The sequence below is a fragment of the Gammaproteobacteria bacterium genome (assembly GCA_022340215.1).
In the GTDB taxonomy this organism is placed as follows: Bacteria; Pseudomonadota; Gammaproteobacteria; order JAJDOJ01; family JAJDOJ01; genus JAJDOJ01.
Genome location: JAJDOJ010000246.1, coordinates 1 through 21,765 on the forward strand (window position 1 = coordinate 1; position 21,765 = coordinate 21,765).

22 protein-coding genes and 1 pseudogene are annotated in these 21,765 nt (G+C 57.9%); 9 read left to right on the plus strand and 14 right to left on the minus strand.

The genetic code is table 11. The features are described from left to right. The first annotated feature begins 54 nt into the window (after positions 1–54). The 3 genes from dsrA (at position 55) to LJE91_16840 (ending at position 4,331) form a co-directional block, all read left to right on the plus strand. Complete coding sequence (gene dsrA / locus LJE91_16830) at positions 55–1,281, plus strand: dissimilatory-type sulfite reductase subunit alpha (GenBank protein ID MCG6870330.1); 1,227 nt, start codon at positions 55–57, stop codon at positions 1,279–1,281. Positions 1,282–1,346: 65 nt separating this feature from the next. Further along, a complete protein-coding gene (gene dsrB / locus LJE91_16835; GenBank protein MCG6870331.1) occupies positions 1,347–2,417 on the plus strand; it encodes a dissimilatory-type sulfite reductase subunit beta in 1,071 nt (356 codons plus the stop codon). A 36-nt stretch (positions 2,418–2,453) separates the two neighbouring features. Continuing rightward, positions 2,454–4,331, plus strand: coding sequence for an FAD-dependent oxidoreductase (locus LJE91_16840; protein ID MCG6870332.1), 1,878 nt, complete (start codon positions 2,454–2,456; stop codon positions 4,329–4,331). 293 nt (positions 4,332–4,624) lie between these two features. On the opposite strand, the gene LJE91_16845 is transcribed toward LJE91_16840, so the two are convergent. The 14 genes from LJE91_16845 to LJE91_16910 all read right to left on the minus strand — a co-directional run bounded on the left by LJE91_16845 (position 4,625) and on the right by LJE91_16910 (position 17,146). Then, positions 4,625–5,119 carry a CBS domain-containing protein gene (locus LJE91_16845; GenBank protein MCG6870333.1) on the minus strand — a complete coding sequence of 165 codons (495 nt, stop codon included), beginning with the start codon at positions 5,117–5,119 and terminating at the stop codon, positions 4,625–4,627. 120 nt (positions 5,120–5,239) lie between these two features. Continuing rightward, the gene (locus LJE91_16850) at positions 5,240–5,638 is read right to left on the minus strand and encodes a CBS domain-containing protein (GenBank protein MCG6870334.1); all 399 of its coding nucleotides are present in this window, start codon (positions 5,636–5,638) and stop codon (positions 5,240–5,242) included. Positions 5,639–5,856: 218 nt separating this feature from the next. Continuing rightward, positions 5,857–6,054, minus strand: coding sequence for a (Na+)-NQR maturation NqrM (gene nqrM / locus LJE91_16855; GenBank protein MCG6870335.1), 198 nt, complete (start codon positions 6,052–6,054; stop codon positions 5,857–5,859). Between the two features lie 4 nt (positions 6,055–6,058). Next, positions 6,059–7,291: an NADH:ubiquinone reductase (Na(+)-transporting) subunit F gene (gene nqrF, locus LJE91_16860; GenBank protein MCG6870336.1), complete on the minus strand. Its 1,233-nt coding sequence runs from the start codon at positions 7,289–7,291 to the stop codon at positions 6,059–6,061. A 78-nt stretch (positions 7,292–7,369) separates the two neighbouring features. After that, entirely contained in the window at positions 7,370–7,978 is a 609-nt protein-coding gene (gene nqrE / locus LJE91_16865) for an NADH:ubiquinone reductase (Na(+)-transporting) subunit E (protein ID MCG6870337.1), read from the minus strand. Beyond that, positions 7,978–8,643: an NADH:ubiquinone reductase (Na(+)-transporting) subunit D gene (locus tag LJE91_16870; GenBank protein MCG6870338.1), complete on the minus strand. Its 666-nt coding sequence runs from the start codon at positions 8,641–8,643 to the stop codon at positions 7,978–7,980. The genes nqrE and LJE91_16870 overlap by 1 nt, the downstream gene beginning before the upstream one ends. A 2-nt stretch (positions 8,644–8,645) precedes the next feature. Further along, positions 8,646–9,446: a Na(+)-translocating NADH-quinone reductase subunit C gene (locus tag LJE91_16875; GenBank protein MCG6870339.1), complete on the minus strand. Its 801-nt coding sequence runs from the start codon at positions 9,444–9,446 to the stop codon at positions 8,646–8,648. Continuing rightward, a complete protein-coding gene (locus LJE91_16880; GenBank protein ID MCG6870340.1) occupies positions 9,439–10,641 on the minus strand; it encodes an NADH:ubiquinone reductase (Na(+)-transporting) subunit B in 1,203 nt (400 codons plus the stop codon). The genes LJE91_16875 and LJE91_16880 overlap by 8 nt, the downstream gene beginning before the upstream one ends. Then, positions 10,641–11,984, minus strand: a complete 1,344-nt coding sequence (locus tag LJE91_16885; GenBank protein MCG6870341.1) for a Na(+)-translocating NADH-quinone reductase subunit A — start codon at positions 11,982–11,984, stop codon at positions 10,641–10,643. The genes LJE91_16880 and LJE91_16885 overlap by 1 nt, the downstream gene beginning before the upstream one ends. Positions 11,985–12,530: 546 nt before the next feature. Further along, complete coding sequence (locus tag LJE91_16890) at positions 12,531–13,148, minus strand: NapC/NirT family cytochrome c (GenBank protein MCG6870342.1); 618 nt, start codon at positions 13,146–13,148, stop codon at positions 12,531–12,533. Positions 13,149–13,497: 349 nt separating this feature from the next. After that, positions 13,498–13,890 carry an Hdr-like menaquinol oxidoreductase cytochrome c subunit gene (locus LJE91_16895; GenBank protein ID MCG6870343.1) on the minus strand — a complete coding sequence of 131 codons (393 nt, stop codon included), beginning with the start codon at positions 13,888–13,890 and terminating at the stop codon, positions 13,498–13,500. A 385-nt stretch (positions 13,891–14,275) separates the two neighbouring features. Beyond that, entirely contained in the window at positions 14,276–15,766 is a 1,491-nt protein-coding gene (locus tag LJE91_16900; GenBank protein MCG6870344.1) for a (Fe-S)-binding protein, read from the minus strand. Positions 15,767–15,825: 59 nt separating this feature from the next. Then, the gene (locus LJE91_16905) at positions 15,826–16,572 is read right to left on the minus strand and encodes a respiratory nitrate reductase subunit gamma (protein ID MCG6870345.1); all 747 of its coding nucleotides are present in this window, start codon (positions 16,570–16,572) and stop codon (positions 15,826–15,828) included. A 241-nt stretch (positions 16,573–16,813) separates the two neighbouring features. Then, the gene (locus LJE91_16910; GenBank protein MCG6870346.1) at positions 16,814–17,146 is read right to left on the minus strand and encodes a TusE/DsrC/DsvC family sulfur relay protein; all 333 of its coding nucleotides are present in this window, start codon (positions 17,144–17,146) and stop codon (positions 16,814–16,816) included. A gap of 671 nt (positions 17,147–17,817) precedes the next feature. Here LJE91_16910 and LJE91_16915 point away from each other — a divergent pair. From LJE91_16915 to LJE91_16940, 6 genes and pseudogenes are all read left to right on the plus strand, one after another. Next, positions 17,818–18,308: pseudogene (locus LJE91_16915) on the plus strand (ISKra4 family transposase). Between the two features lie 476 nt (positions 18,309–18,784). Beyond that, positions 18,785–19,048, plus strand: a complete 264-nt coding sequence (locus tag LJE91_16920; GenBank protein MCG6870347.1) for a hypothetical protein — start codon at positions 18,785–18,787, stop codon at positions 19,046–19,048. 104 nt (positions 19,049–19,152) lie between these two features. Then, a complete protein-coding gene (locus LJE91_16925; protein MCG6870348.1) occupies positions 19,153–19,374 on the plus strand; it encodes a hypothetical protein in 222 nt (73 codons plus the stop codon). A gap of 522 nt (positions 19,375–19,896) precedes the next feature. After that, complete coding sequence (locus LJE91_16930) at positions 19,897–20,073, plus strand: hypothetical protein (GenBank protein MCG6870349.1); 177 nt, start codon at positions 19,897–19,899, stop codon at positions 20,071–20,073. 388 nt (positions 20,074–20,461) lie between these two features. Further along, complete coding sequence (locus LJE91_16935) at positions 20,462–20,716, plus strand: DUF5395 domain-containing protein (protein ID MCG6870350.1); 255 nt, start codon at positions 20,462–20,464, stop codon at positions 20,714–20,716. A 51-nt stretch (positions 20,717–20,767) separates the two neighbouring features. Further along, positions 20,768–21,765: YeiH family protein (locus LJE91_16940; protein ID MCG6870351.1), on the plus strand; the 998-nt coding region annotated here is incomplete at its 3' end.

Sequence of the window (21,765 nt, forward strand, 5' to 3'; positions counted from 1 at the left end):
AATGGCGGAAAAGCGCCAAAGAAGACCAAGCTCAACACCCCATTACTCGACGAGCTGGAACATGGACCATGGCCGAGCTTCGTAACCGACCTCAAGGAGTGGTCCAACACGAAGCCGCAAGTCGGCCAGCTCCTGAATCAGCTCGAGGAATCCTACGAGAATAAATGGAACTATTGGACCGGTACCGTGTTGAACGTCTCCGGTTACGGAGGCGGGATAATCGCGCGCCTGTCTGACAAGGCGGACAAGTATCCGGATCTCGCAGAGTTCCATACCATTCGCGTTCTTCCCCCGGCCGGTTTTGTCTATTCGACCGAGAAGCTGCGCAATCTGACCGATATCTGCGAACGCAATGGTGCGGGCATCCTTCAGCTTCACGGGCTGACGGGCGATATCCTCGCGCTGGGATTCAGCAACGATGGTAGCAAGGCCGCAGCCGAGGATCTGATGGAAAACGGTTGGGACCTAGGCGGGTCCGGTGCGGCCTTACGCAGCCTGCAATGTTGCGTGGGCCAGGCCAGGTGTGAGATGGCCTGTTTTGACACCATGGAGACCACGCGGTTTCTCACCAACCACTACATCTCCGTGCTCCACCGCCCGGAGTTCATGTACAAGTTCAAGATGAAGGTCTCCGGCTGCGGCAACGACTGCGCCAACGCCATGATAAGCTCCGATATGCCCATCATCGGTACCTGGCGAGGCCCTATGCAGATCGACCAGGCAAAGGTGGCCGAGTTCATCGATGAGAAGGGTGTCGAGCACGTCATCGACAATGTCATTACTCGCTGTCCCACACGTTGTATCTCCCTGAAGGGCAAGGAGCTGGTCGTCGATCATGAGGATTGCGTGCGGTGCATGCACTGCATCAATGTCATGCACAAGGCCCTGAAACCCGGGAAAGAGAAAGGCGTTACCATCTGTCTCGGCGCCAAGCGTACCCTGAAGATCGGTGACACCATGAGTTCCGTCATCGTGCCGTTCATGCCGCTGGAGTCCGAAGAAGACTTCCAGAATCTTACCGACCTCATCGATCGGATGTGGGAGTTCTGGAACGACAACGCCATGGATCACGAGCGTATCGGCGAGTTCATTGCGCGGGTCGGCATGGGGACTTTCATTGAAGGTGCCGGCCTGGAACTCGATCCGAGAATGGTGGCCACAACGCGCACCTCGCCGTACATCAAGTTTGAAGAGCTGGCCCCAGGCCGGCTTGGGGGCGAACAGAATCAGGAACCTCCGGTCTGGCAACGGGAGCCAGAGTCCACGGAATCATCTCCCTAGCAGACGCGAGAGTCCATTTTTCAGCCTGACTAGCGCCATAAATTTGTGAACTGAGGGGATTAAGAATGAGCGCCAAACTTGCACCGCGGGACCAAGGCGTACCTGACCACAAGAACCTTCTCCACCCGGGGATGGCGAGGAACTACGGTAAGTGGGCCTATCACGAGCGAATCCGTCCGGGGGTCTTGCTCTACGTGGCAGAGAGTGGAGACACACTGTACACGGTCCGGGCCGGATCTCCACGCACCATGAGCCCGAATACGGTAAGGAAGATCTGTGATATCGCCGATCGGTTCTGTCAAGGATATCTGCGCTTCAGCATGCGCACGAACGTTGAATTCATGGTGGAAAAAGAGGAGGACGTGGAGCCCCTGATCGAGGCCATCAAGACGGAGCTGGGATTTCCGATCGGTGGTACGGGCCCATCTATCTCCAATATCTCCCACACCCAGGGATGGTTGCACTGCAACCTGCCGGGGACGGATGCCGCTGGCACAGTCAAGGCGCTGATGGACGATCTAATAGATGAGTTCGAGAACGAGCGTTTCCCCAACCGGGTGAAGATCACGACTTCCTGCTGCCAGATCAACTGCGGCCGGCATGCGGATATCGGGGTTATTGTTCAGCACCACCATGCGCCACGTACCAACCATAGCAACATGCAGATCTGCGATCTGCCCAAGGTCGTAGCCATCTGCCCGGTGGCGGCCATCCGGCCAGCGGTGGTAGACGGCAATCAGTCGGTCGAGGTGGTTGAGGAGAAGTGTATGTATTGCGGGGCCTGTCATGGCCAGTGCCCAAGCATGGAGATCCGGGATGCGGAAACGGATACGCTCTCCATTTGGGTGGGCGGCAAGGGCTCCAATACCCGTAGCGGACCGTCTCTGATGAAACTGGCAGTCTGGGGACTGCCGAACAATCCGCCACGCTGGCCCGAAGTCTCGGATGCCGTACGCAAGATACTGCAGGCCTACAAGGAGGGGGGCAAGGACTGGGAGCGGGTGGGCGAGTGGATCGAGCGCATTGGCTGGCAGCGTTTCTTTGAGAAGACCGGTTTTCCGTTCACCAAGTACCACATCGAAGATGGTCCCGGTGCCATGTGGACCTACAACCGGTCTACACACGTCCGGATTTAGCCACCATAACGAGAATATGCGAGAGGAACGAGGGATATGGAAACCACTATCTTTCGTGACGGGTTGTCCCGCGCCGAGGTCGAGGTCACACTCAAGAACTTCGACCCCGAGGAAATTGTGGTCCGCAACGGCCGCAGCTGGAAATGTCCCGTTTACGTTCAACGTCTGCCGCCGTGCCGCAATAAATGCCCTGCCAGCGAGGACATTCGCGGTTACCTCACTACGATTGCCCAGGCGGACCTATTTCACGACACGGCCGGAGAGGTGCTGGACCAGGCCTGGCGGATACTGACTGACAAGAACCCTCTGCCATCCGTGCACGGCAGAATCTGCCCGCATCCTTGCGAGACAGCCTGCAACCGCAAGCACAAGGAAGACGGCGCCGTCGCCATCAACAACATGGAGCGATTCATCGGCGACTATGGGTTGAAGCGCAAGCTGAAGCTGACGAAGCTCACCGATGAGGTCAAGCCTGAAAAGATAGCCATCGTCGGATCGGGGCCGTCCGGCCTTTCCGCTGCCTATCAGATGGCCCGCCGGGGTTATCGGGTCACGATATTTGAGGCCTATGAGAAACCCGGGGGCATGTTGCGTTACGGCATCCCCCCCTACCGCCTGCCGAAGGATGTACTGGATGCGGAGATCCAGAACATTCTCGATCTCGGTGTGAAGCTCAAGTGCAACACCAAGGTGGGCGAGGACATCTCCTTCGGGAAGATCCGGCGGGACTTCGATGCCGTCTATGTCGCCGGCGGCTCCCACAAAGGGGCTAACATGGACGTTCCTGGTGAGGACTCCGCGAACATCTTCACCGCCGCCAGTTTCCTGAACCGCGTCAACACAGGAGCCAAGGTGGACATCGGTGATCGCGTCGTGGTCGTCGGCGGCGGAGACAGTGCGGTGGACGCGGCCCGCGTCTCCGTGCGGCTGCAGGCACTGAAGCGCGAGGAAGAGGATCTCGCAGAGGTTCAGGAAATCGACGAGGAAGAGCTCGGCGAGGAAGTGAAAGCGCAGGTGGCCGTACAAGACACCATTTCCGACAAGACCATGGTGGATGCGGCTCGGGTCAGTAAAAGGGTATCCAAGTACTCGGAGGTGGTCGTCCTCTATCGTCGGACCCGGGACGAGATGCCGGCCATTTCAGAGGATGTGGATGCCGCGGAAGCGGAAGGGATTCGTATCGAGTACCTGTCTGCTCCCGTACGCTTTGTCACAGAAGGCGGACGAGCCACCGCCGTCGAGTGCATTCGCATGGAGTTGGGAGAGCCGGACGAGTCCGGACGCCGCCGACCTGTCCCCATCAATGGCTCGGAGTTCACGCTTCCGGTAGACACTGTCATGGTGGGCATTGGACAGAAACCGGACCTTGTGGGTGGCATGACGGAGCTGGCCAACAAGTGGGGCTGGGTGGATGCCAGCAGCGTTGGAGAAACCAACCAGGCTGGCGTCTTTGCCGGCGGAGACGTGTTAGGCCTTGGGATCTCCGCCAACGCCACGGGACAGGGCCGCGTCGCCGCCCGGGGCATGGACGCCTATCTACAAAGGAGAGAGTACAAACGCCCACACATGGGCGCGCCGGTGAAACACACTGAATTGCGATTGGACTACTACCCGCGGGCCCCCCGCAACGAGGAAGTGGAGATCGATGTTGCCGAGGCCGTCGCCAGTTTCAGCGAAATCAGAAAGACGCTCTCTAGCGAACAGGCTCTGGCCGAGGCGGCCCGCTGCATGAGTTGTGGGCTGTGCAACGTCTGTGATCAGTGCCGGATCTTCTGCCCCCAGCAGGCCATCACCCGCAGTATGAAACGCGCCAAGGGCAAGGTGATGTTCACTGACTATACCCGTTGTACGGGCTGTCATGTGTGTTTCGAGGCATGTCCTACAGGGTACATTAACATGGGCATGGGATTTTAGTGCTCAGTCCAACTAATTACGGGTTCAGCGCTCCCTGGTGTTTCGCGATAAGGCGTAGCGCGTGCAGGCAATGGCCATTTCCCTGGTCACAAACGCTGCAACGCGGCTGCGGGGACGCCAGGGGAGCGCGCGCGCCCGAAGGGTTAGCTTGTCAGCTGCCCATGGACGAACAGCGTTGCGCCTCTTGAAAAGGGAGCGGCCATTCCCGCGAGGAGCGCCTTGCCATGACCGCTGACAAGCTAACTGAACTCGCAATGATCAGAGTTGGGCAGAGCACGAGCCTCTGTCCAACCCTATTTAATGATGAACCGCAGGTTGGCGAGTTCGTGATAATCCAGCGGCGATTTCTTCGCTGATGTCTCTTTGGCCACTTTCCTGTGAAAATTGAATAGCCCGCCGAGAACATCACGTCGGCTGATGAATCCCAGCAGCTTTTTCTTCTTCACGACGGGCAGGTACCTGTGAGGGTGCTGCGTGAATATGATCGCCATGGAAAAGATGTCGGTCTCAGGTGACACGCAGAGCGGGAAGCGTTCCATCATGTGCTTGGCTGTGACGCTCGGGTTCCCATAGAAAACCTCGCTGGACAGGTATTCCATGCAATCCCTTTCAGAGATTATCCCTATCAACTCCAAGTCGCCCTTCTTTCCCACCACGACGGGAGCGGCGGGGATCTGCTTCTCGATCAACAGGTGTACAACCTCCTCCAATGTCATATCCGGCGAGACGGTGAATACGTCTGTGATTATGAGATCACTGACTAGCGGTGGCTCAAGTGTCTTACCCATCTTCGATCTCCTTGCTGCCGCGACTTTCGGTTTCCGGCAGAATCCCCACTATAACTTTGCGTAACTTTGACGCAGGTGCAAACGGCCGCGGATTGTACGCAACCGAATCCAGTAGGATTATTACTGCCAGAGGTTTTCCAGTGCCATCAGCACATCACGCCGGCTGATCTGGCCCACGAGACGGTTGTCTTTCATGACCGGATAGCGGCGGTAGCCGTCCCGTAAGAACATGCCGGCAATGTCGACGATGTTGGTGTCTGCATCCACAGTTTTCGTCTCCGCGTGCATGTATTCCGCGACCGTGCCCGCGGATTCGCTGTGATAACTTGCGTGCAGGGCTACCTTGAGACAGTCTTTCTCTGAAAGCACACCGACCAGGTTACCCTGTTTGTCCACAACCGGGCCCCCGGAGATACGTTTCTCTATCAGAAGGCTGATGGCCTTGAGAATATCCATGTCCGGGCTGAATGTGACCAGATTTGCGGACATATAATCTTTGACGGCGACGGATTTTGGCATAATTCCTCCGCGAATATGGCGCACAGGCTCAGGAAACTAAGGGATTCTCCGAGCGCGGAAGCACGCAACGGCGATTACATCCTATCAGGCAAGAGTGTGAGGCGCTGCCTTTTGTAAACCCTTGCTTTCTCTGCGGTGAACATTTGAGATATCCGGGCTAACGACCATGCTGGGCAAGCACATGAGATTTGATGGTTCGCCGCTCGGCGTCGGCGGAGTCAAAGATGGCGGCGCGAGTCCGCCTTTTCCCGCTCGGGACAGGGCCCATCGCAGGCCGTGCACCCGCTGCCGAGTCCCTTGATTCCCTGCAAGCCCCCGCAGCTCCCCTTTATCGGCGGCCGTCCGGCAAGTATCCCCAAACCCAGCCCCAGCATGGCCAGCAGGAATATCAGTAAGCTCATCAGAAACAGCGTCATTCGATCAGCGTCCACCTACCCCGAAGTCGTCAAGAAAGATGTTTTCTTCTTCCACGCCCAGTTCCTCGAGCATGTGAATCACGGCGGAGTTCATCATGGGGGGGCCGCAAAGATAGTATTCGCATTCCTCCGGGGCCGGGTGATCCTTGAGATACTCCTCGTACAGCGTGGTATGGATGAACCCGGTGTGACCGGTCCAGTTGTCTTCAGGCAGAGGGTCCGACAGGGCGATGTACCATCTGAAGTTCTCGTTCTCCTCCTGCAGCCGTTCAAAGTCCTCCATATAGAACATCTCCCGCCGGCTGCGCGCCCCGTACCAGAAGGTCATCTTGCGCCTCGCACGCAAGCGCTTCAGCTGGTCGAATATGTGCGATCGCATCGGTGCCATGCCTGCACCGCCACCCACGAATACCATTTCGTTGTCCGTATCCTTGGCGAAGAACTCGCCAAAGGGCCCCGAAACCGTGACCTTGTCGCCGGGTCTCAGGTTAAATATATAAGAGGACATGATCCCGGGGGGTGTTGAGGGAGGCGCAACGGAGGGCGGGGTGGCAATCCGCACATTGAGCATCACGATGTCGTTCTCACCGGGGTAATTCGCCATGGAATAGGCGCGACCCACTGGCGTCTTGACCACCGACTCGTAACGCCAGAGTTTGTAACGGTCCCATTCGTCACGGAATTCCGGCTCGATGTCGAAGTCGCTGAACTTAAGGCGATGGGGCGGGCATTCGATCTTCACGTAGCCGCCGGCACGGAAATTGATCGTCTCCCCCGGTGGCAGCTGCAGCACCAGTTCCTTAATGAAGGTGGCCACATTTCTGTTGGAGCGGACAGAGCATTCCCACGTCTTGGCGCCGAATATTTCCCGGGGCACCTGCACATTGAGATCGTGTCTCACAGTCACCTGACAGGAAAGCCGGTCACCTTCCGCCGCCTCTCGTTTGGTGATATGCGTCGCTTCCGTGGGGAGAAGTGGGTCGTCGATCCCTAGCACCTTGACCCGGCATTGACCGCATGTACCGCCGCCACCGCAGGCCGTCGAGACGTACAGACCACCGCTGGCGAGGGCGTCTGTGAGCTTCGCACCCGCCGCGGCTTCAAAGGACGTTTCCCCATTCACCGTAATAGTCACGTTGCCAGTGGTGACCAGCCACGCGCGCGCCATGAGGATGACGCAAACCAGAATGAGCACGATGGCCGTGAACATGCCCACGCCCATGGCGATCTCAACCATGGTGATTCCCTCCAGCTAAGCGGTACATCACCCGGGTTGGGACCGACATGATCCACAGCGGTATCTTGTTCATACGGGTTAGAGCTGCATCCCGGAAAAGGCCATGAAGCCCAGGGACATGAGACCGGCACTGATGAATGTGATCCCGAGGCCCTGCAGGCCATCGGGTACATCGCTGTACTTGAGCTTCTCGCGAATACCGGCAAGGAGGGTGATGGCCAGCGCCCAGCCAATCCCGCTGCCCAACCCGAACACCACGCTCTCTCCAAAGGCATAATCCCGCTCCACCATGAACAGCGATCCGCCGAGGATGGCGCAGTTGACGGTAATCAGCGGCAGAAAGATGCCCAGGCCGTGATAGAGAAGGGGGAAATAACGGTCCAGGGTCATCTCCAGGATCTGCACCATCGCGGCAATCACCCCGATGTAGGTGATGAAACCGAGGAAGCTAAGGTCCACGTCCGGCAGGCCCGCCCAGGAGAAGGCGCCTTCCTGGAGGACGTGGTGAAATACCAGATTATTGATGGGTACGGTGATGGTCTGTATCACGATCACCGCCGCGCCGAGTCCCATGGCGGTCTCGATCTGCTTGGAGATGGCCAGGAACGTGCACATACCCAGAAAGAATGTGAGGGCGAGGTTCTCGACGAAAACGGCCTTGATCAACAGGCTGAGATAACCTTCCATCACAGCACCTCGGTCCGGTGTACCTGGCGAATCTGATATTGCGGCTTCTCGACCTGTTCGGTCTTCCAGCTGCGTACTGCCCAGATGAGCAGGCCGATAATGACGAACGCGGCGGGCGCCAGGAGCATCAGGCCGTTGGGTTCATACCAGCCGCCCTCTCTCTCCAACGGCAGAAACTGATAACCGAGCAGCTTGCCGGTACCCAACAACTCCCTCAAGGTCCCCACCGTCATCAGGATGAGGCTAAAACCCAGTCCATGCCCGACACCGTCCAGAAAGCTGGAGAACACCGGGTTCTTCGAAGCGAAAGCCTCGGCACGCCCCAGCACGATACAGTTGGTGATGATTAGGCCGACGAATACCGAAAGCTGCTTGCTCAGCTCATAGGCGTAGGCCTTAAGTAGCTGGTCGACGACGATCACCAGGGAGGCGATGATGGTCATGTAGACGATGATACGAATGTTGGTGGGTACGTAGTGGCGAATCGCACTGACGAATACGTTCGACAAGGCCAGCACCGAGGTCATGGCCACGGCCATCACCAGGGCCGTGGCCAGGGAGGTGGTGACCGCGAGCGCGGGGCAGATTCCCAGGATCTGCAGGATCACAGGGTTGTTGTTCACCAGCGGGTCCAGGAGAATGCGTTCTGCGTCTGCCTGCTGCATGATTAACTCCTCTCTGCACGAATTCTTGCTAGGAAAGGTGCGAAACCCTCTTCACCCAGCCAGTAACGAACGAGGTTCGTAACACCCCGGCTGGTCATGGTAGCCCCCCCAAGGCCGTCCACCTGATAACGGGCCTCAGGGCTGTCACTATCCACTACGCCCTTGACCACGGCGAGGCGCACCTGGCCGTCTGTGTCATAGACAAGCTTGTTCTGCCACTTGTCCAGCCAGTCCGGGTTGTCCACCTCGCCGCCGAGGCCCGGGGTCTCGCCATGTTCGTAAACGCGCATCGCCTGGACGGTATTGCCGTCACGGGACAGCGCGATGAAGCCATAAAGGGTGGAGTACAAGCCGTAGCCGTGCACCGGCAGAATGACTGAGCGGAGTCCAGTGCTGTCGCGCACCAGGTAGACCGGCGCGTCCTTTGCCCGCCGTCTGATCTTGGCAAGGTCCTTGTCGCGCGGTATGACGACACCGGTGTCCGGGTCCTTCGCCGCCCTGTACTGGTCATATGTCGTGGCATCGACACCTTCGACGTACTCGCCGGTGGCAAGGTCGACCAATCGTATCTCCACCTGCTCGAACAGCAAGTCGATGTCCTCGTCTTCCCGATAGAGACCTGCGGCCAGAAGGATGTTGCGCTTCCTTTCCAGGGTCTTGTTGGCCTCCTGCAGTGGTCGCAGGGCCACGGCGACTGTGGAAACGATGATCGAGCAGACGACGCTCAGGGACACTGCCACCAGCAGGACCTTCCCCATACTGTCGTTGGCTCGCCGCGGCGCCGTTTTCGTTTCATCAGGCACTGCGGCGGACCCTCCTGCGGATGTGCACCTGTATCACGAAGTAATCGATCAACGGTGCGAACACGTTGGCGAACAGAATGGCGAACATGATACCTTCCGGATTGGCAGGGTTAGTGACCCGGATCAGGACGGTCATGAACCCGATCAGCAGGCCGAATATCCAGCGCCCGGCATCGGTCATGGCCGCCGACACCGGATCGGTAGCCATGAAGACCATCCCAAAGGCGAAACCGCCCAGCACCAGATGCCAGTACCAAGGCATCCCGGCCATGGGCTGTTGACCCGCTATGTTGAACATCAGAGCAGTGCATACCATCCCCAGAAACACGCCCGCCATGATGCGCCACGAAGCGACGCGAGTGACGATAAGGAATATGGCACCGAACAGGCATGCGAGGGTGGAGGTTGAGCCAAGGGAGCCCGGCATCTGGCCTAGAAACGCCTGCGTCCAGGTAACATTGGCCTCGGCGAGCGCCGCCATGCCGCCTTCCCCGGCCCGAGCAAGCGCCGTCGCACCACTGAAACCGTCCACCGCAGTCCAGACGTCTCCCGACATCTGGGCGGGATAGGCAAAAAACAGGAACGCCCGCCCTGTGAGCGCCGGGTTGAGGAAGTTCTTGCCCGTGCCGCCGAATACTTCCTTGCCGATGACCACCCCGAAGGAGATGCCCAAGGCTACCTGCCAGAGTGGTATGGTAGGGGGCAGGATGAGGGTGAACAGCATGGAGGTGACCAGAAACCCCTCGTTGATCTCGTGATTCCTTACCCCCGCGAACAATGCTTCCCAAAAGCCGCCGACGGCCAGGGTGACGACGTAGATCGGCAGGAAATACAGAAAACCGTGCCAGAAACAAGCCCAAATGCTGTCCGGGGCATAGCCGATTCCGAGCGCCCCCAGCAACGCGCCCCGCCAACCGCCCGTCGACTCCAACCCCATCGCCAGCATGGCCGCGTTGGCCTGGTAACCGGTGTTGTATATCCCCACCAAGGCGCAGGGTGTCACGGCCAGCACGACAAAGATCATCAGACGCTTGAGGTCGAGGCCATCGCGCACGTGGGGCGAACCCCGGGTCACATCGGCCGGCGTGTACAGCAAGGTGTCGACCATCTCGTAGAGGGCGTTGAAATTCTGGAACTGGCCGCCTTTCGCGAAGAGCGGCTGGATTCGGTCCAGATAACGGCGCAAACGCTGCATCAGCCTTCCTTTTCGATTTGCGTGAGAGTGTCCCTGAGCACTGGGCCGTACTCATACTTGCTCGGATCCACGAAGCTACACAGAGCCAGGTCCTCCTCGTCCAGCTCGAGGCAACCAAGGGCCTGGGCCATGTTTGTGTCACCAACGACCAGTGCTCGCAGCAGCTGGGTAGGCAGGATGTCGAGGGGCATGACCTGCCGATATGCCTCGACGGGTATCATGGCCCTGAGGCTGCCGTTCTGCGAGGTGGTAAGTGGAAACCGCCGGCCCTTTGCGAGGCGCGACAGAAACACATTGGTTGCCGAGAAACTGTTGACGCCGGGCGCCAACCAGCCGAGAAACTCCCGCGCTCGGCCTTCCGCCAGGGCGCAAAGCTGCAGGTGGTAGCGCCCGAGATAGCCCACCGTTCCCGACGCCCGGCGCCCGGACAGGATCGAGCCCGAGACCACGCGGCACCCCAGGTCATGCAACTCGCCCTCCAGGAGGTCCTGTACGTTGGCGCCGATTCGGGTTCGGACCAGTCTGGGTCTTTTTACAAGGGGTCCCGCCAGGGAGATGATACGTTCCACGGGCAGCTGACCAGTGGTGAACAGATGGCCGATGGCGATGACGTCCTGGTAGTTCAGGTGCCAGACTGTACGCCCTGCGCCAACGGGCGCCAGAAAATGGATGTGGGTGCCCACCAGGCCGGCGGGATGAGGGCCGGAGAACGTGGCCACCTGGACGGCGGGACCGTTGTCTGTCGGGATATCCGCCTCCGGTGCCTTGCAGACGTAGACCCTGCCCTCAGTGAGCTTGGCGATCACGGTCAGGCCACTCAGAAATTCACGCCGGTAGCGGTGGACGATGACTTCGGGCCTGGCGGCCAAAGGATTGCTGTCCATGGCCAGGACGAAGATGGCGTCGGGGCGGGAGTCGGGTGCCGGGACCTTGCTGTACGGGCGCGTGCGCAGCGCCGTCCACAAACCGGATTCAAGCAGGTTCTCCTTGACCTGGTCGACGCTCAATCCCGGCAGTTCCACGGGATCGTAGGCGGCAAAGGTTCGCTGCGCGTCTCCCTCCAGCCGGATCACCACGGACTCGAGCGATCGTCTGGGACCCCGGTTGATCTCCGTCACGGTGCCACTGCCCGGAGAGGTGTAGGAAACGCCGGGCACGCTTCTGTCCGTGAACAGCACCTGCCCGAGTGCCACCGGTTCCCCCGGCTCGACCGCAAAAGACGGCTTCAGCCCGATGTAATCGCGGCCCATGAGAGCCACCGAGCCCAGTGGCGGACCCTCGTGGATAACCTGCTCAGGCTCTCCCTCGACGGGAATGTCCAGGCCTTTCTTGAGTTTGAACACCATACTCTCGCCTGCTTGGCGCAAGTGGCTCAGACAGGGCCCGACAGAGCTTATTGTCTGAATGGTTAACGGACGCCTATGATGTCACAAATATGTCACAAAATCAGCGTGCAGCCCAAACGGCTAAACGAACTGAAGTCTTCCCGCTTCCCCCATCTATGTCACTGAAATACCACAGATCGTCAAATGCACCAAGATTAGTAGGTCACTACAGATATTATTTATTTTAGGAGAACCGACAGACAAAGAATCTATACTCCAACGACAAGGCCGCCCCAGTGCCGCCCGGGTTTCGATTGAAGCCGGGATCTTCCCACCATGGCGATATGCCATCGTTTTCAGCGGCTGTAGGTCGTTGAAAATGGGGAAAAGCGAGGCTTGGAGAGTGGCGGAGATATGAAAGGCGATACTTTCGGACCATACAAGGAAGCCCTGCAAAGGCTCAAAGGGCTGTTGGATCGCGTGGAAAAACTGACCTGCCCGAACCGGGCACCATGACGCTTGCCACTTGCGACCTCTCGGGCCGCCCGTGTGCGCGCACGGTCCCTATTGCGTGGCCTCGACGCTCGGGACCTCGTGTTCTTCACCAGCCTCGGCAATCGGCTGCCATGGTCTAGCATGGGCGATCGGCTTGCCTTTCATGTGACATTCAATACAGTTGTCAGCTTCACCGACGGGATGATCCTCATCAACCAAGCCACCAGAGTGGCAATCACGGCACACGGCTGAATTGGTACTCAGCATACGCTTCCAAACACTGTGAGCCATTGGCAATCTATCCTGGTCAAATACCTCCGGCGTTGGGTACGTCCCAAGCAAGTGATGATAAACATCCTTTACAGCCAATGTTTTCGCTTTCAAATAACCGATGCTATCCGTGGCGTCGTGAACCGGTGGTAGATGGCAATCTTGGCATTCTGTCATGATTCCAGCGTCATTGCTGTAGTGCTTGGATTTCTTGTACTCATCATACACGCCTTCCATTTCATGGCACGAAACACAGAAACGGTTTGTTGATGTCGCATGGATCACACCGACTGTACCGGCGAACCCCACCAACAGTAAGGCCGAAAGGCCAACGATTAATATCAGTATCGGCGTTCGGTTTTTAAGTTGTACGAGTAACTGCCACGAATTCCGAAATCGGTGATGTAGACTGGCCATTCCTACTCATCCTTACAGGAGATTGCGTCTCTTTGCTGTTTCAATATGGAGCTTTAACCACTGCCACCGTTCCCCCCATGTTGGCTTTTCATACCCAAAGACCGGGTTTCCCCTTCGATCCGTACCCTTTCGACCATACCGGCGAGACCCTTTGCAGACATCACAGGATGACCGGCGAAACCACGAATTCTGACTCCAGTCAGGCACCCACCCACAAGCCGGGCAATACCCAAACAGCACCCGAATGAACCCCTGCACCGCTTTGAAAAATACATACATACTGATTCACCCTAGCACATCACGGACACCGGAATCCGCTGGAAGTTTTGTCCAACAAGAAAACTCTATCTTAGGGCACTGCCTCAATTTCGGGGGCCTCTTTAGTGCTCTCGTGGCATTGGAAACAATCTATGGAGACGGCTGCATAGCGATGACAACTTTCGCAGAATTGCCCTTTGGCGTCGATCGGAAGATACGTACCGGATTCGTCACGCGTGGCGTGACACTCAATGCAATCCGTCAGGTAGTACCGCTCGGTGCGGCTACCCTTTTGCTCGGTTTCATCCATTTGAGGAAGGATGAACTCGAAGTGCCGCTTGCGCATCACATCGGTTGGCTGCACGCACTTCTCACCCTTGGCCTTCACGATGGCAGGCCTGGGCGTCCAATCTTCAGCGCCGGCCGGCAAGCTGACCATCACCGTGACTGACGCCAGCACTACATACAGAAGTGACTGCCTCATAAGGTTTACCGCCCCTACCGTTACTCGCCCATACCATCTGAATGTAACCAGTCGACGCTTGTGGGACTGGTCGCCCTCAAAAAGCTTATTTCTCCTGCTGCGCTTCCGCTCGCTGTCGCCATCAACTATAGCGACGATAAGTGGCGCATTTGCTTCAACCCTTCAGTGCTGATTGCCAAGATGTTTTTCAAGCGTCTCTTTCAGGGTTGGAGCCTGTTTTCGCCTTAAGGCGATTGCCGGAAAATGGCATACCAGATTGCGCCGGATTTTCGTTCGTCATCAAGGCGCGACATCAGGCGCATAGTCTAACTATGTCACTGTTGTCGCAACACAGAGGACGGACGACAAAGACAAGCAGGATGGTATGTCATTTGACAGAAATCGCCTAATCTTGCTTGTCCAGAATGATCGCGCTGCTCACCAGCTGGTGTACGCTCACGATCATATCCTTACCAAAACCGTAGTAAGGGAAGATCTTCGTGAATTGACTCTTGCAGATGGCGCACATGTTCGCCATGTGGGTCACACCATGGTTGTCCGCCACCTGCTTCACGGCCTGCATGCGCGGCATGGCGCCTTTGACCCGCACCTCCATGAGCTCATCCGTCAACAGTCCACCACCGGCGCCGCAACAGAAGGTGGCGTCGTAGAGGGTATCCGGCGACATTTCCACGAAATGATTACACGTCGCCTTGATGATCTCGCGGGGGATGGTGAACTGACCGCCGGGCATGTCTCCCAAACGGCTGGCGCGCGCCACGTTGCAGGAGTCGTGGAAGGTCAGGACCATATGGTCATTCTGTGACTTGTCGAACTTCAACACCCCGCGCTTCATGAGGTCATAGGTGACCTCACAGATGTGCTGGGGCACCGGGTATCGGGGATCGAGAAAATCAAAAGGACCCGCCAGCGTGTTCAGAGAGCTGTATGCCACGCGCCAGGCATGGCCGCACTCGCCGAAGACGATTCTTTTGACGCCGAGGTCCAGGGCCGCCTTGCGTACGCGCCTGGACAACTCCCGCGTGTTGTTGTAGCTGCCGATGAACAGGCCGAAATTGCCGCCCTCGGCGGCGTAGGAGCTGAACGTCCAGCTTATGCCCGCCTGGTGGAGCACCTTGCCATAACCGATCAGGCCATCGACATGGGGCTCGGCAAAGAAATCCGCCGAGGGTACCACCAGAAGCACCTCGGCCCCCTTCTCGTCTATCGGAAAGCGAACCTTGACGCCGGATTCCTCCTCGACATCCTCTTCCAGGCTTTCCAGGGTATCCGCAATCGCCCTTCCCGACAGACCCAGATTGTTGCCGATCGTCAGGGCCTTACCGATGACCTCGTTTGCGTACTTCTGCCCCTTGCCCACCGAGTTCAAGATCTCGCGGCCAGCCATTGCGAACTCGGCGGTGTCGATACCGAACGGGCAGAACACAGAGCACCGACGGCACTCGGTACACTGATGAAAGTAGTTGTACCACTCGTCCAGGACTTCCTGGGTCATGTCCCGGGCACCCACCAGCCTCGGGAACCACTTGCCCGCCAGCGTGTAGTAGCGTCGGTAAACGCTGCGTAGCAGCTCCTGGCGTCCCACCGGCATGTTCTTCGGGTCAGCGGTACCCAGGTAGAAATGGCATTTGTCGGTGCAGACGCCACACCTCACACAGGCATCCAGAAAGACCTGCAGGCCTCGGTACTTTCCTTTCAGCTCGCCGAGCTTATCAATCGCCACCTGCTCCCAGTTGTCCACCAGCTCACCGGGGTACCCGAGGGGATCCTGGAGTTCGGGGTCCGCCACATGCGGCGCACTGTGGGACATGGCGCCTGGCACGAGCTTGGGTACGACCCGTTTCTCTGTAAGTTCAGGTATCTCGAAATCAGCCATTTGCGGTTCCTGCTCTCACTCGTAGCCTAAGACCTAAGTGCATGCAATCGAGCTGCGCGTTACTTATCGGAAGATTCGAGCTCCGCCGCCCACGGCGCGAGGTGGCGCCGCTCCCGCGCGTTATCCACCTGGTTGCGTGTCGGGCTGAAGAATACGCCCGGTGCGTGCAGCAGCTTACTGAACGGGAACACGACCATCAGCGCAATAACCAGCAGCAGATGCGCAAGCAGCGCGACATCCACGGGGAGGGTTTGGAGGTGGCCCCAATCGAAGCGCATCCACCCCAGGAAAAATTCCTTAACGGCCACGACGTCGGTGTGAGTGACATTACTTATTATCAGACCGATGCCGGCGATACCCATCAGCAGGGCCAGCATGAGGTGGTCCGAAGGCAAAGAGATATAGCGTAGGCGATCGACCAGCAGACGACGCATCCAAAGCCCGCCTAGCCCCCCGACCATCGCAAAGGCCCCGTATTTGCCGAAGGGCTGAAGCAGGACGACCCACTCCCATACGGGTTCGGTAAAATAACGCAGGTGACAGGCGAGCACCAGAAAAAGGCCCAGGTGAAACATCCAGCCGAAGGTCCAGCTCCACTTGTTTGCACGGAACAGGCTTTCGAAAAAGACAAGCTCGCGCCCCATACGGAGCACCACGCCGGTCCGTGTGACAGGCGCGGGTGTGGTGGGAATCTTCAGCGGAGTGGGGATACGCCAGTACTGGCGTATCTTGTAAACCAACCCGCCCAACAGAATCGCGGTTGCGGCATAAAACAGCAGCGCGAAAAGACCTGTTATAAAAACCATGGGCTTCTGGACCTCCAAAAAAAGATCGCGGCATCTGACTACCTTCGCGGATTGCCTCAGCATTCCCGCGCGCCTATTCAGGGATTAGCTAAACCAGGAAGCTGTCGGTCTTTGAGGCCTCATTGCCATAACCTGTCTGTTTCAGCGCTCCATCGATACGGGTAAAACTCACTCACTAGCCAGGATTAATTGAGTCCTCTCTTGAGCCAATGACCCTCGGTCAGTTAAGACTGACAGTGTCCTAGACGCAGCCGGTCGGCTTGGGCAAGCCGGCGTACTTACACGCCTGCACAGCCGGGCCCTCGGGAAACAAATCATACACATATTTGCTGTTGCCCTTCTCTTTGCCCATCTTCTTGCCGATGGCCTTGTTCAGCACCCGAATCGCCGGAGCGGACTGGTACTCATTATAATATTCACGCAGTATGTTGAGAATCTCCCAGTGCTCGTCCGTGAGTTCTATTCCATCCTGCCCGGCCATAAAATTCGCAACCTCCGGTTCCCACTGGCTGATATCTTTTATGTAGCCTTCCACATCAGTTTCAAGCGTCTTACCACCTATTTCGATAGGCATTATTTTTTACTCCTCAGTCAACTATATTTTACTTTCCGTCGCTGATTAGTCCAGGGACGGATTCATCAGCGATTCTCTAATGACATCTGAACCTCTAGGGCTCTGGCCCAGGCCGCGCTATCCGTCTTGCAGCGATGGTTACCTCCCTCTGCGGAGCGCGCCCGCCGCAACCAGCCCGTTAGCTAACGCTGGGACAATCTAGGCTTTGTAGCGGAGTTAGACGCTTCACCGCATCACCCGGCAATAATATCCCCCGGCGGGCTTAGTTTCTATGTTTTGCAGCTTAGTCCAGTCACACCGTGATAGTCAATGATTCAAAAATCGCAGTTTCACCTCGGTTTGTCGATGGGTGCGGCTCTTCTGAAACGACGCTATGCAACGGAGAAACAATAGTTTAGCGAGGCGGTAGAGACCAAGCGTTGAAGAAGGGGCCTCTTTTTAGGAATGAAACCAAAGAGACCAATCTTATGCCACACCCGAGGAGACCCCTTCGATGCCATCTTACTCGATTTCCGTCGATTCCATGGAGGGCCACTACGCGGATGCGTATGGCCAATTCGCGCGCTTGATTAGCAGGCTCAACGATCCGGACCCGAAACAACTGACGCATGGGGAGGTGGAGACCTGATCCATTGCGAAGGGATGGAATTGTTGCGCCACCTGATTCAGGGCATCTGCTGGAGGACCTCTGGAAAGCGGGTCATGCGCTGCACCCGAACCGGCCCGAGGAACGCGAGAGCTGGGTTCTGGATCGGGGCCTAAGCCGTGCTAGAAGGGCCGGGCCCGGGACGTCGCGGTAGGCCTGCGACGGGCCGCACCCGGGCGCAACTGAGCCAGGGCGAACGCAAGCCGGTCGACAAGGCCGCCGACTCTATCGAAGACAACCAAACGCGGTTGCAATACGACCTGGCGCTGGCCGAAGGATTACCGATCGCCACGGGTGTCATCGAAGGCGCGTGTCGTCATCTGGTCAAGGACCGGATGGATATCACCAGAGCGCGCTGGGGGTTTCGAGCGAGCCGAAGCCATCTTCAAGCTGCGCTCGTTGAAGGTCAGTGGGGATCTGACAGACTACATGCAATTTCACTTCCGACAGGGTAACTACTCACCCCCTCAGCCGGTGATACCTTTCCAACATAGCACTCACCAGTTCCTTGCATGAGCAATCCAGGATTTTTTCTTGACAACATTAGGGCCTCATCGCTAATGAGCAGCGTTCGCTTATATCACCGAGCACCACGGTGTGGAACGGTTCATACTGCTCGATATGGTAGTGCTGGCCGTAAAGATATTTGGATTTCTGCCTGAGTCCCTGGAAGATAAGCTTGTCGGTCCGGACTACAAACCGGCGATGGCCTGACGGACGGGGAAGGCATAAGGCGATTTCTGTCAAATGACATACCATCCCGCTTGCCTTTTCGTCCGTCCTCTGTGTTGCGACAGCAGTGACATAGATCGACGATGCGCCTGTTGTCGCGCCTTGATGACGAACGAAAATCCGACGCGATCTGGTACGCCATTTTCCGGCAATCGCCTAAGCGGTGTTTCAGGACGGACACCGAGTAGAGCCCCGGCAGCGAGGCGCTGGCGTGGGTGGCGGGTGCCGTACCGGGCTCGTCGTAGACTCGGACCCTCACCATGAGCCCCGCCAGCCCATCGCTCAAACTGCTCTTGCGTATCCTGGCGGGCGTCCTGGCGCTGCTGTCCTTCGCCGTGGTTGCGATCCGCCTCTACGCATACTCCGGCGCCGGCGCCGGCGGGGGGCCTGGGGACCTCATGGTGTCGCTTCGTCTGCTGTTCCCGCTGACCCTGGGGCTCTTCCTGGGCTACTGGGCCATCAAGGGAAAGATGCCGTTCACGGACGACAGCGAGGGTCAGCGGAAGAGATCCGGGCCGCCGTGATGCCCTGCGTGGCCCCGGCGCCGAGGGCGGCGTCGGACCCGGAGCAGACTGCAGGGGCGTGAGACCGGTGCCCCGCGCCGAGGAATGCACTCTGGTCGGCAGATATGGACGAGGAAACGAGAACAGTCATCGCCATCGGCTTGCTGGTCCTGGGCCTCCTGCTCATTGGCTTTCGCCACAGGATCGGACACGTCCTTGCGTCCCTCTATCGAAGGGTCGGTATCGATGTGCCGGAAGCCACGTATATGAAGCAGTTTCTGTTCGTTGGGCTGCTGCTCATCATCCTGGGGTTTCTCACTGCAACGGGTCTGATCGACGCTTTTTAACCTGGATTCTTCACCGCCCGCCGGAGTCCGCAGAGCATCATTGCGCCGGCCATTGGTACCCTGACCGATGATCGGAAAATTAAGGGAAATGCGAATTCCGGACGAACGTGACCGCTGATTCCGTTTCATCGTGACCGATTCTGACCGGATTTCCGAAATCGGCGGTCACGTTGCCGGAATCGCCGGTCACGATCCCCGGAATTTATAGAAAGGCACTGGAATTACTCAACAACTCTATCCGGCATACCCCCGCGCTTTTCTCACGGGGGGAGCTATGCCGGACAAGAGGATCCCAATGCGCAGGATTACCGAAGTACTGAGACTGATATTCGAGGCGAGGCAGTAGTCCCCGGGACGCTTCCTCAACTGGGCCCGGGATATCGGGCCCATGGTCGCTCTCCTGTATTAAGTATAGAGAGAGTAGCGACGGCACGAGAAGGGTGATACATTCGCCCAAACTGGGCCGGGTGCCGACTGTCCGAGTCGCGCGGTCTGGCGACACCACCTTGAGGAGGAGAGAAAATGAACACAGAACATGCCGCAGGCCAGACAGAAGAAGATGCCTCCGCCGGAGCGCTGTTGCAGGAGGCGGAACCCTGGGAGTCGTGGGAGACCAAGCTCGTCGGATATAGCATCGGTTTGGCCATTGTCGGTCTGATCATCCTGGGATGGCTCATCAACACGTTCATCCTCAAATAGATCTCCCTTAGGCGATTTCTGTCAAATGACATACCATCCTGCTTGTCTTTGTCGTCCGTCCTCTGTGTTGCGACAACAGTGACATAGTTCGACTATGCGCCTGTTGTCGCGTCTTGTTGACGAACGAAAATCCGGCGCGATCTGGTATGTCATTTTCCGGCAATCGCCTTATTGCGAAGGAGCGGTTCGTGTTTGCGTGATGCACGGGGCGTATGCCTGTGCGCAAGCAGGCGGCAACCCGTCGAGCGCAGAGCCTGGGTTTCCTGCTGAGTTGTCGGATCGTGCCCGCCAGGGAACGACGGCGACTCACCGGCACGTCTGTACTGGATCTCGCCTTCCGTGAGGAGGAGAGCATAAGCGGTTCCACAGCCTCTGGGCGAAAGAAGCCATGAAAGCGGATCTGGAGTTGATTCTCGTCCACGACGGGCGACATTGGGTAGTTCACAACGACAACCTCGTGGCGAAGGGCGAAGAGTTCAAGGCCCTGGATGCGGATCTCAAGCGCGTCCTGCTGGAGTCAAGCACCTTCCTACCTGGTGAGCGGGTCACCGTTTTTATGGGTTTCGATTTCGATACCATCCCCACCTGGCTCCGGCAATACCACACGCACTACTTCAACCGTTTTGTGACTGTCGACTTGTAGTCCCACGCATAACTACTTCATACCAACAAATCTACCGAGGGGTGATAAAGCATGGCTGTTAATAGAAAATGGACCGACGGAATGCTCTCCACAGAGGACTGGTGGGCCGTGTGGCTCGGGCTCCTCATGTTCTTTGCCGGTTTGTTGACGATCTGGGGCGTGGACTTGGTGGGTTGGATGACGAAGACCAAGACCTGGGAGATCACCAATCTCCTGGCCGAGTTCTCGTGGGGAAAGCTCGTGGCGCCTGCGGGTAAGGCCTACGAGGAGATGCCTCCATTTATGTCGCTCCTCACGACCTACGCGGTCTTCACGATCCTGGTTTGCATCGGCGCCTACTTCCAGCGGCTGAACGTCAAGCGGTTTTTCTGGGGATTCACGGCTATCTTCTTTATCACCTGGTCGGTCTGGATCATCGGGCACGAGGCCCATTTCAAGGCACTCAAGACGACCCAGTCGGTCATGCAGTCCGAGATCTACGGCAGTGACGTGTATTGCACGAGCAAGGTCAACACCTGCAGCAAGGAGATCAACAAGGCGCTCAAGGACCTCGGAGTCAACACCGTGGCCGGGCAACAGCCCGATGCAGAGACTGCGACCAAGGCCGTGGACATGGCCAAGCACGCGGTAAGACTCTCCTGGGGACTGCAGCTCGGGGGCGGCTTTTCTTACATGCTGGCCCTGGCCGTGGGCCTGCTTATCGGCAATCTTTTCAGAGGGTTGGCCGGATTTCTCAGGGAGGCGGCCAAGCCCGAGTGGTTCATCAAGACGGCCATTGTCTTCCTGGGTATCAAGCTGGGTTTGATGTCCATGAAGGCAACCGGATTTGCGGTGGAGCTTGCACTGTCCGGTGCAGCGGCGACCTTTGTCGCCTACCTGTTGTTCTGGCCCATCGTCTACACCTTGGGCCGAAAGGTGTTCAAGCTGCGACGGGACGCCTCGGCAGTGCTCTCCTCGGGTATTTCCATCTGTGGTGTGTCGGCCGCCATTGCGACCGCCGGTGCCATCCGTGCCCGGCCCGTCCTGCCGATCGCCGTTTCCATGCTCAT

Excerpts from the sequence above, each read along its gene's own strand:
- dsrB (MCG6870331.1), top strand. The coding sequence starts at position 1,347 with ATGAGCGCCAAACTTGCACCGCGGGACCAAGGCGTACCTGACCACAAG.
- LJE91_16840 (MCG6870332.1), top strand. The coding sequence starts at position 2,454 with ATGGAAACCACTATCTTTCGTGACGGGTTGTCCCGCGCCGAGGTCGAG.
- LJE91_16845 (MCG6870333.1), bottom strand. The coding sequence starts at position 5,119 with ATGGGTAAGACACTTGAGCCACCGCTAGTCAGTGATCTCATAATCACA.
- LJE91_16850 (MCG6870334.1), bottom strand. The coding sequence starts at position 5,638 with ATGCCAAAATCCGTCGCCGTCAAAGATTATATGTCCGCAAATCTGGTC.
- nqrM (MCG6870335.1), bottom strand. The coding sequence starts at position 6,054 with ATGACGCTGTTTCTGATGAGCTTACTGATATTCCTGCTGGCCATGCTG.
- nqrF (MCG6870336.1), bottom strand. The coding sequence starts at position 7,291 with ATGGTTGAGATCGCCATGGGCGTGGGCATGTTCACGGCCATCGTGCTC.
- nqrE (MCG6870337.1), bottom strand. The coding sequence starts at position 7,978 with ATGGAAGGTTATCTCAGCCTGTTGATCAAGGCCGTTTTCGTCGAGAAC.
- LJE91_16870 (MCG6870338.1), bottom strand. The coding sequence starts at position 8,643 with ATGCAGCAGGCAGACGCAGAACGCATTCTCCTGGACCCGCTGGTGAAC.
- LJE91_16880 (MCG6870340.1), bottom strand. The coding sequence starts at position 10,641 with ATGCAGCGTTTGCGCCGTTATCTGGACCGAATCCAGCCGCTCTTCGCG.
- LJE91_16890 (MCG6870342.1), bottom strand. The coding sequence starts at position 13,148 with ATGGCCAGTCTACATCACCGATTTCGGAATTCGTGGCAGTTACTCGTA.
- LJE91_16895 (MCG6870343.1), bottom strand. The coding sequence starts at position 13,890 with ATGAGGCAGTCACTTCTGTATGTAGTGCTGGCGTCAGTCACGGTGATG.
- LJE91_16900 (MCG6870344.1), bottom strand. The coding sequence starts at position 15,766 with ATGGCTGATTTCGAGATACCTGAACTTACAGAGAAACGGGTCGTACCC.
- LJE91_16905 (MCG6870345.1), bottom strand. The coding sequence starts at position 16,572 with ATGGTTTTTATAACAGGTCTTTTCGCGCTGCTGTTTTATGCCGCAACC.
- LJE91_16910 (MCG6870346.1), bottom strand. The coding sequence starts at position 17,146 with ATGCCTATCGAAATAGGTGGTAAGACGCTTGAAACTGATGTGGAAGGC.
- LJE91_16920 (MCG6870347.1), top strand. The coding sequence starts at position 18,785 with ATGAGCCCCGCCAGCCCATCGCTCAAACTGCTCTTGCGTATCCTGGCG.
- LJE91_16925 (MCG6870348.1), top strand. The coding sequence starts at position 19,153 with ATGGACGAGGAAACGAGAACAGTCATCGCCATCGGCTTGCTGGTCCTG.
- LJE91_16930 (MCG6870349.1), top strand. The coding sequence starts at position 19,897 with ATGAACACAGAACATGCCGCAGGCCAGACAGAAGAAGATGCCTCCGCC.
- LJE91_16935 (MCG6870350.1), top strand. The coding sequence starts at position 20,462 with ATGAAAGCGGATCTGGAGTTGATTCTCGTCCACGACGGGCGACATTGG.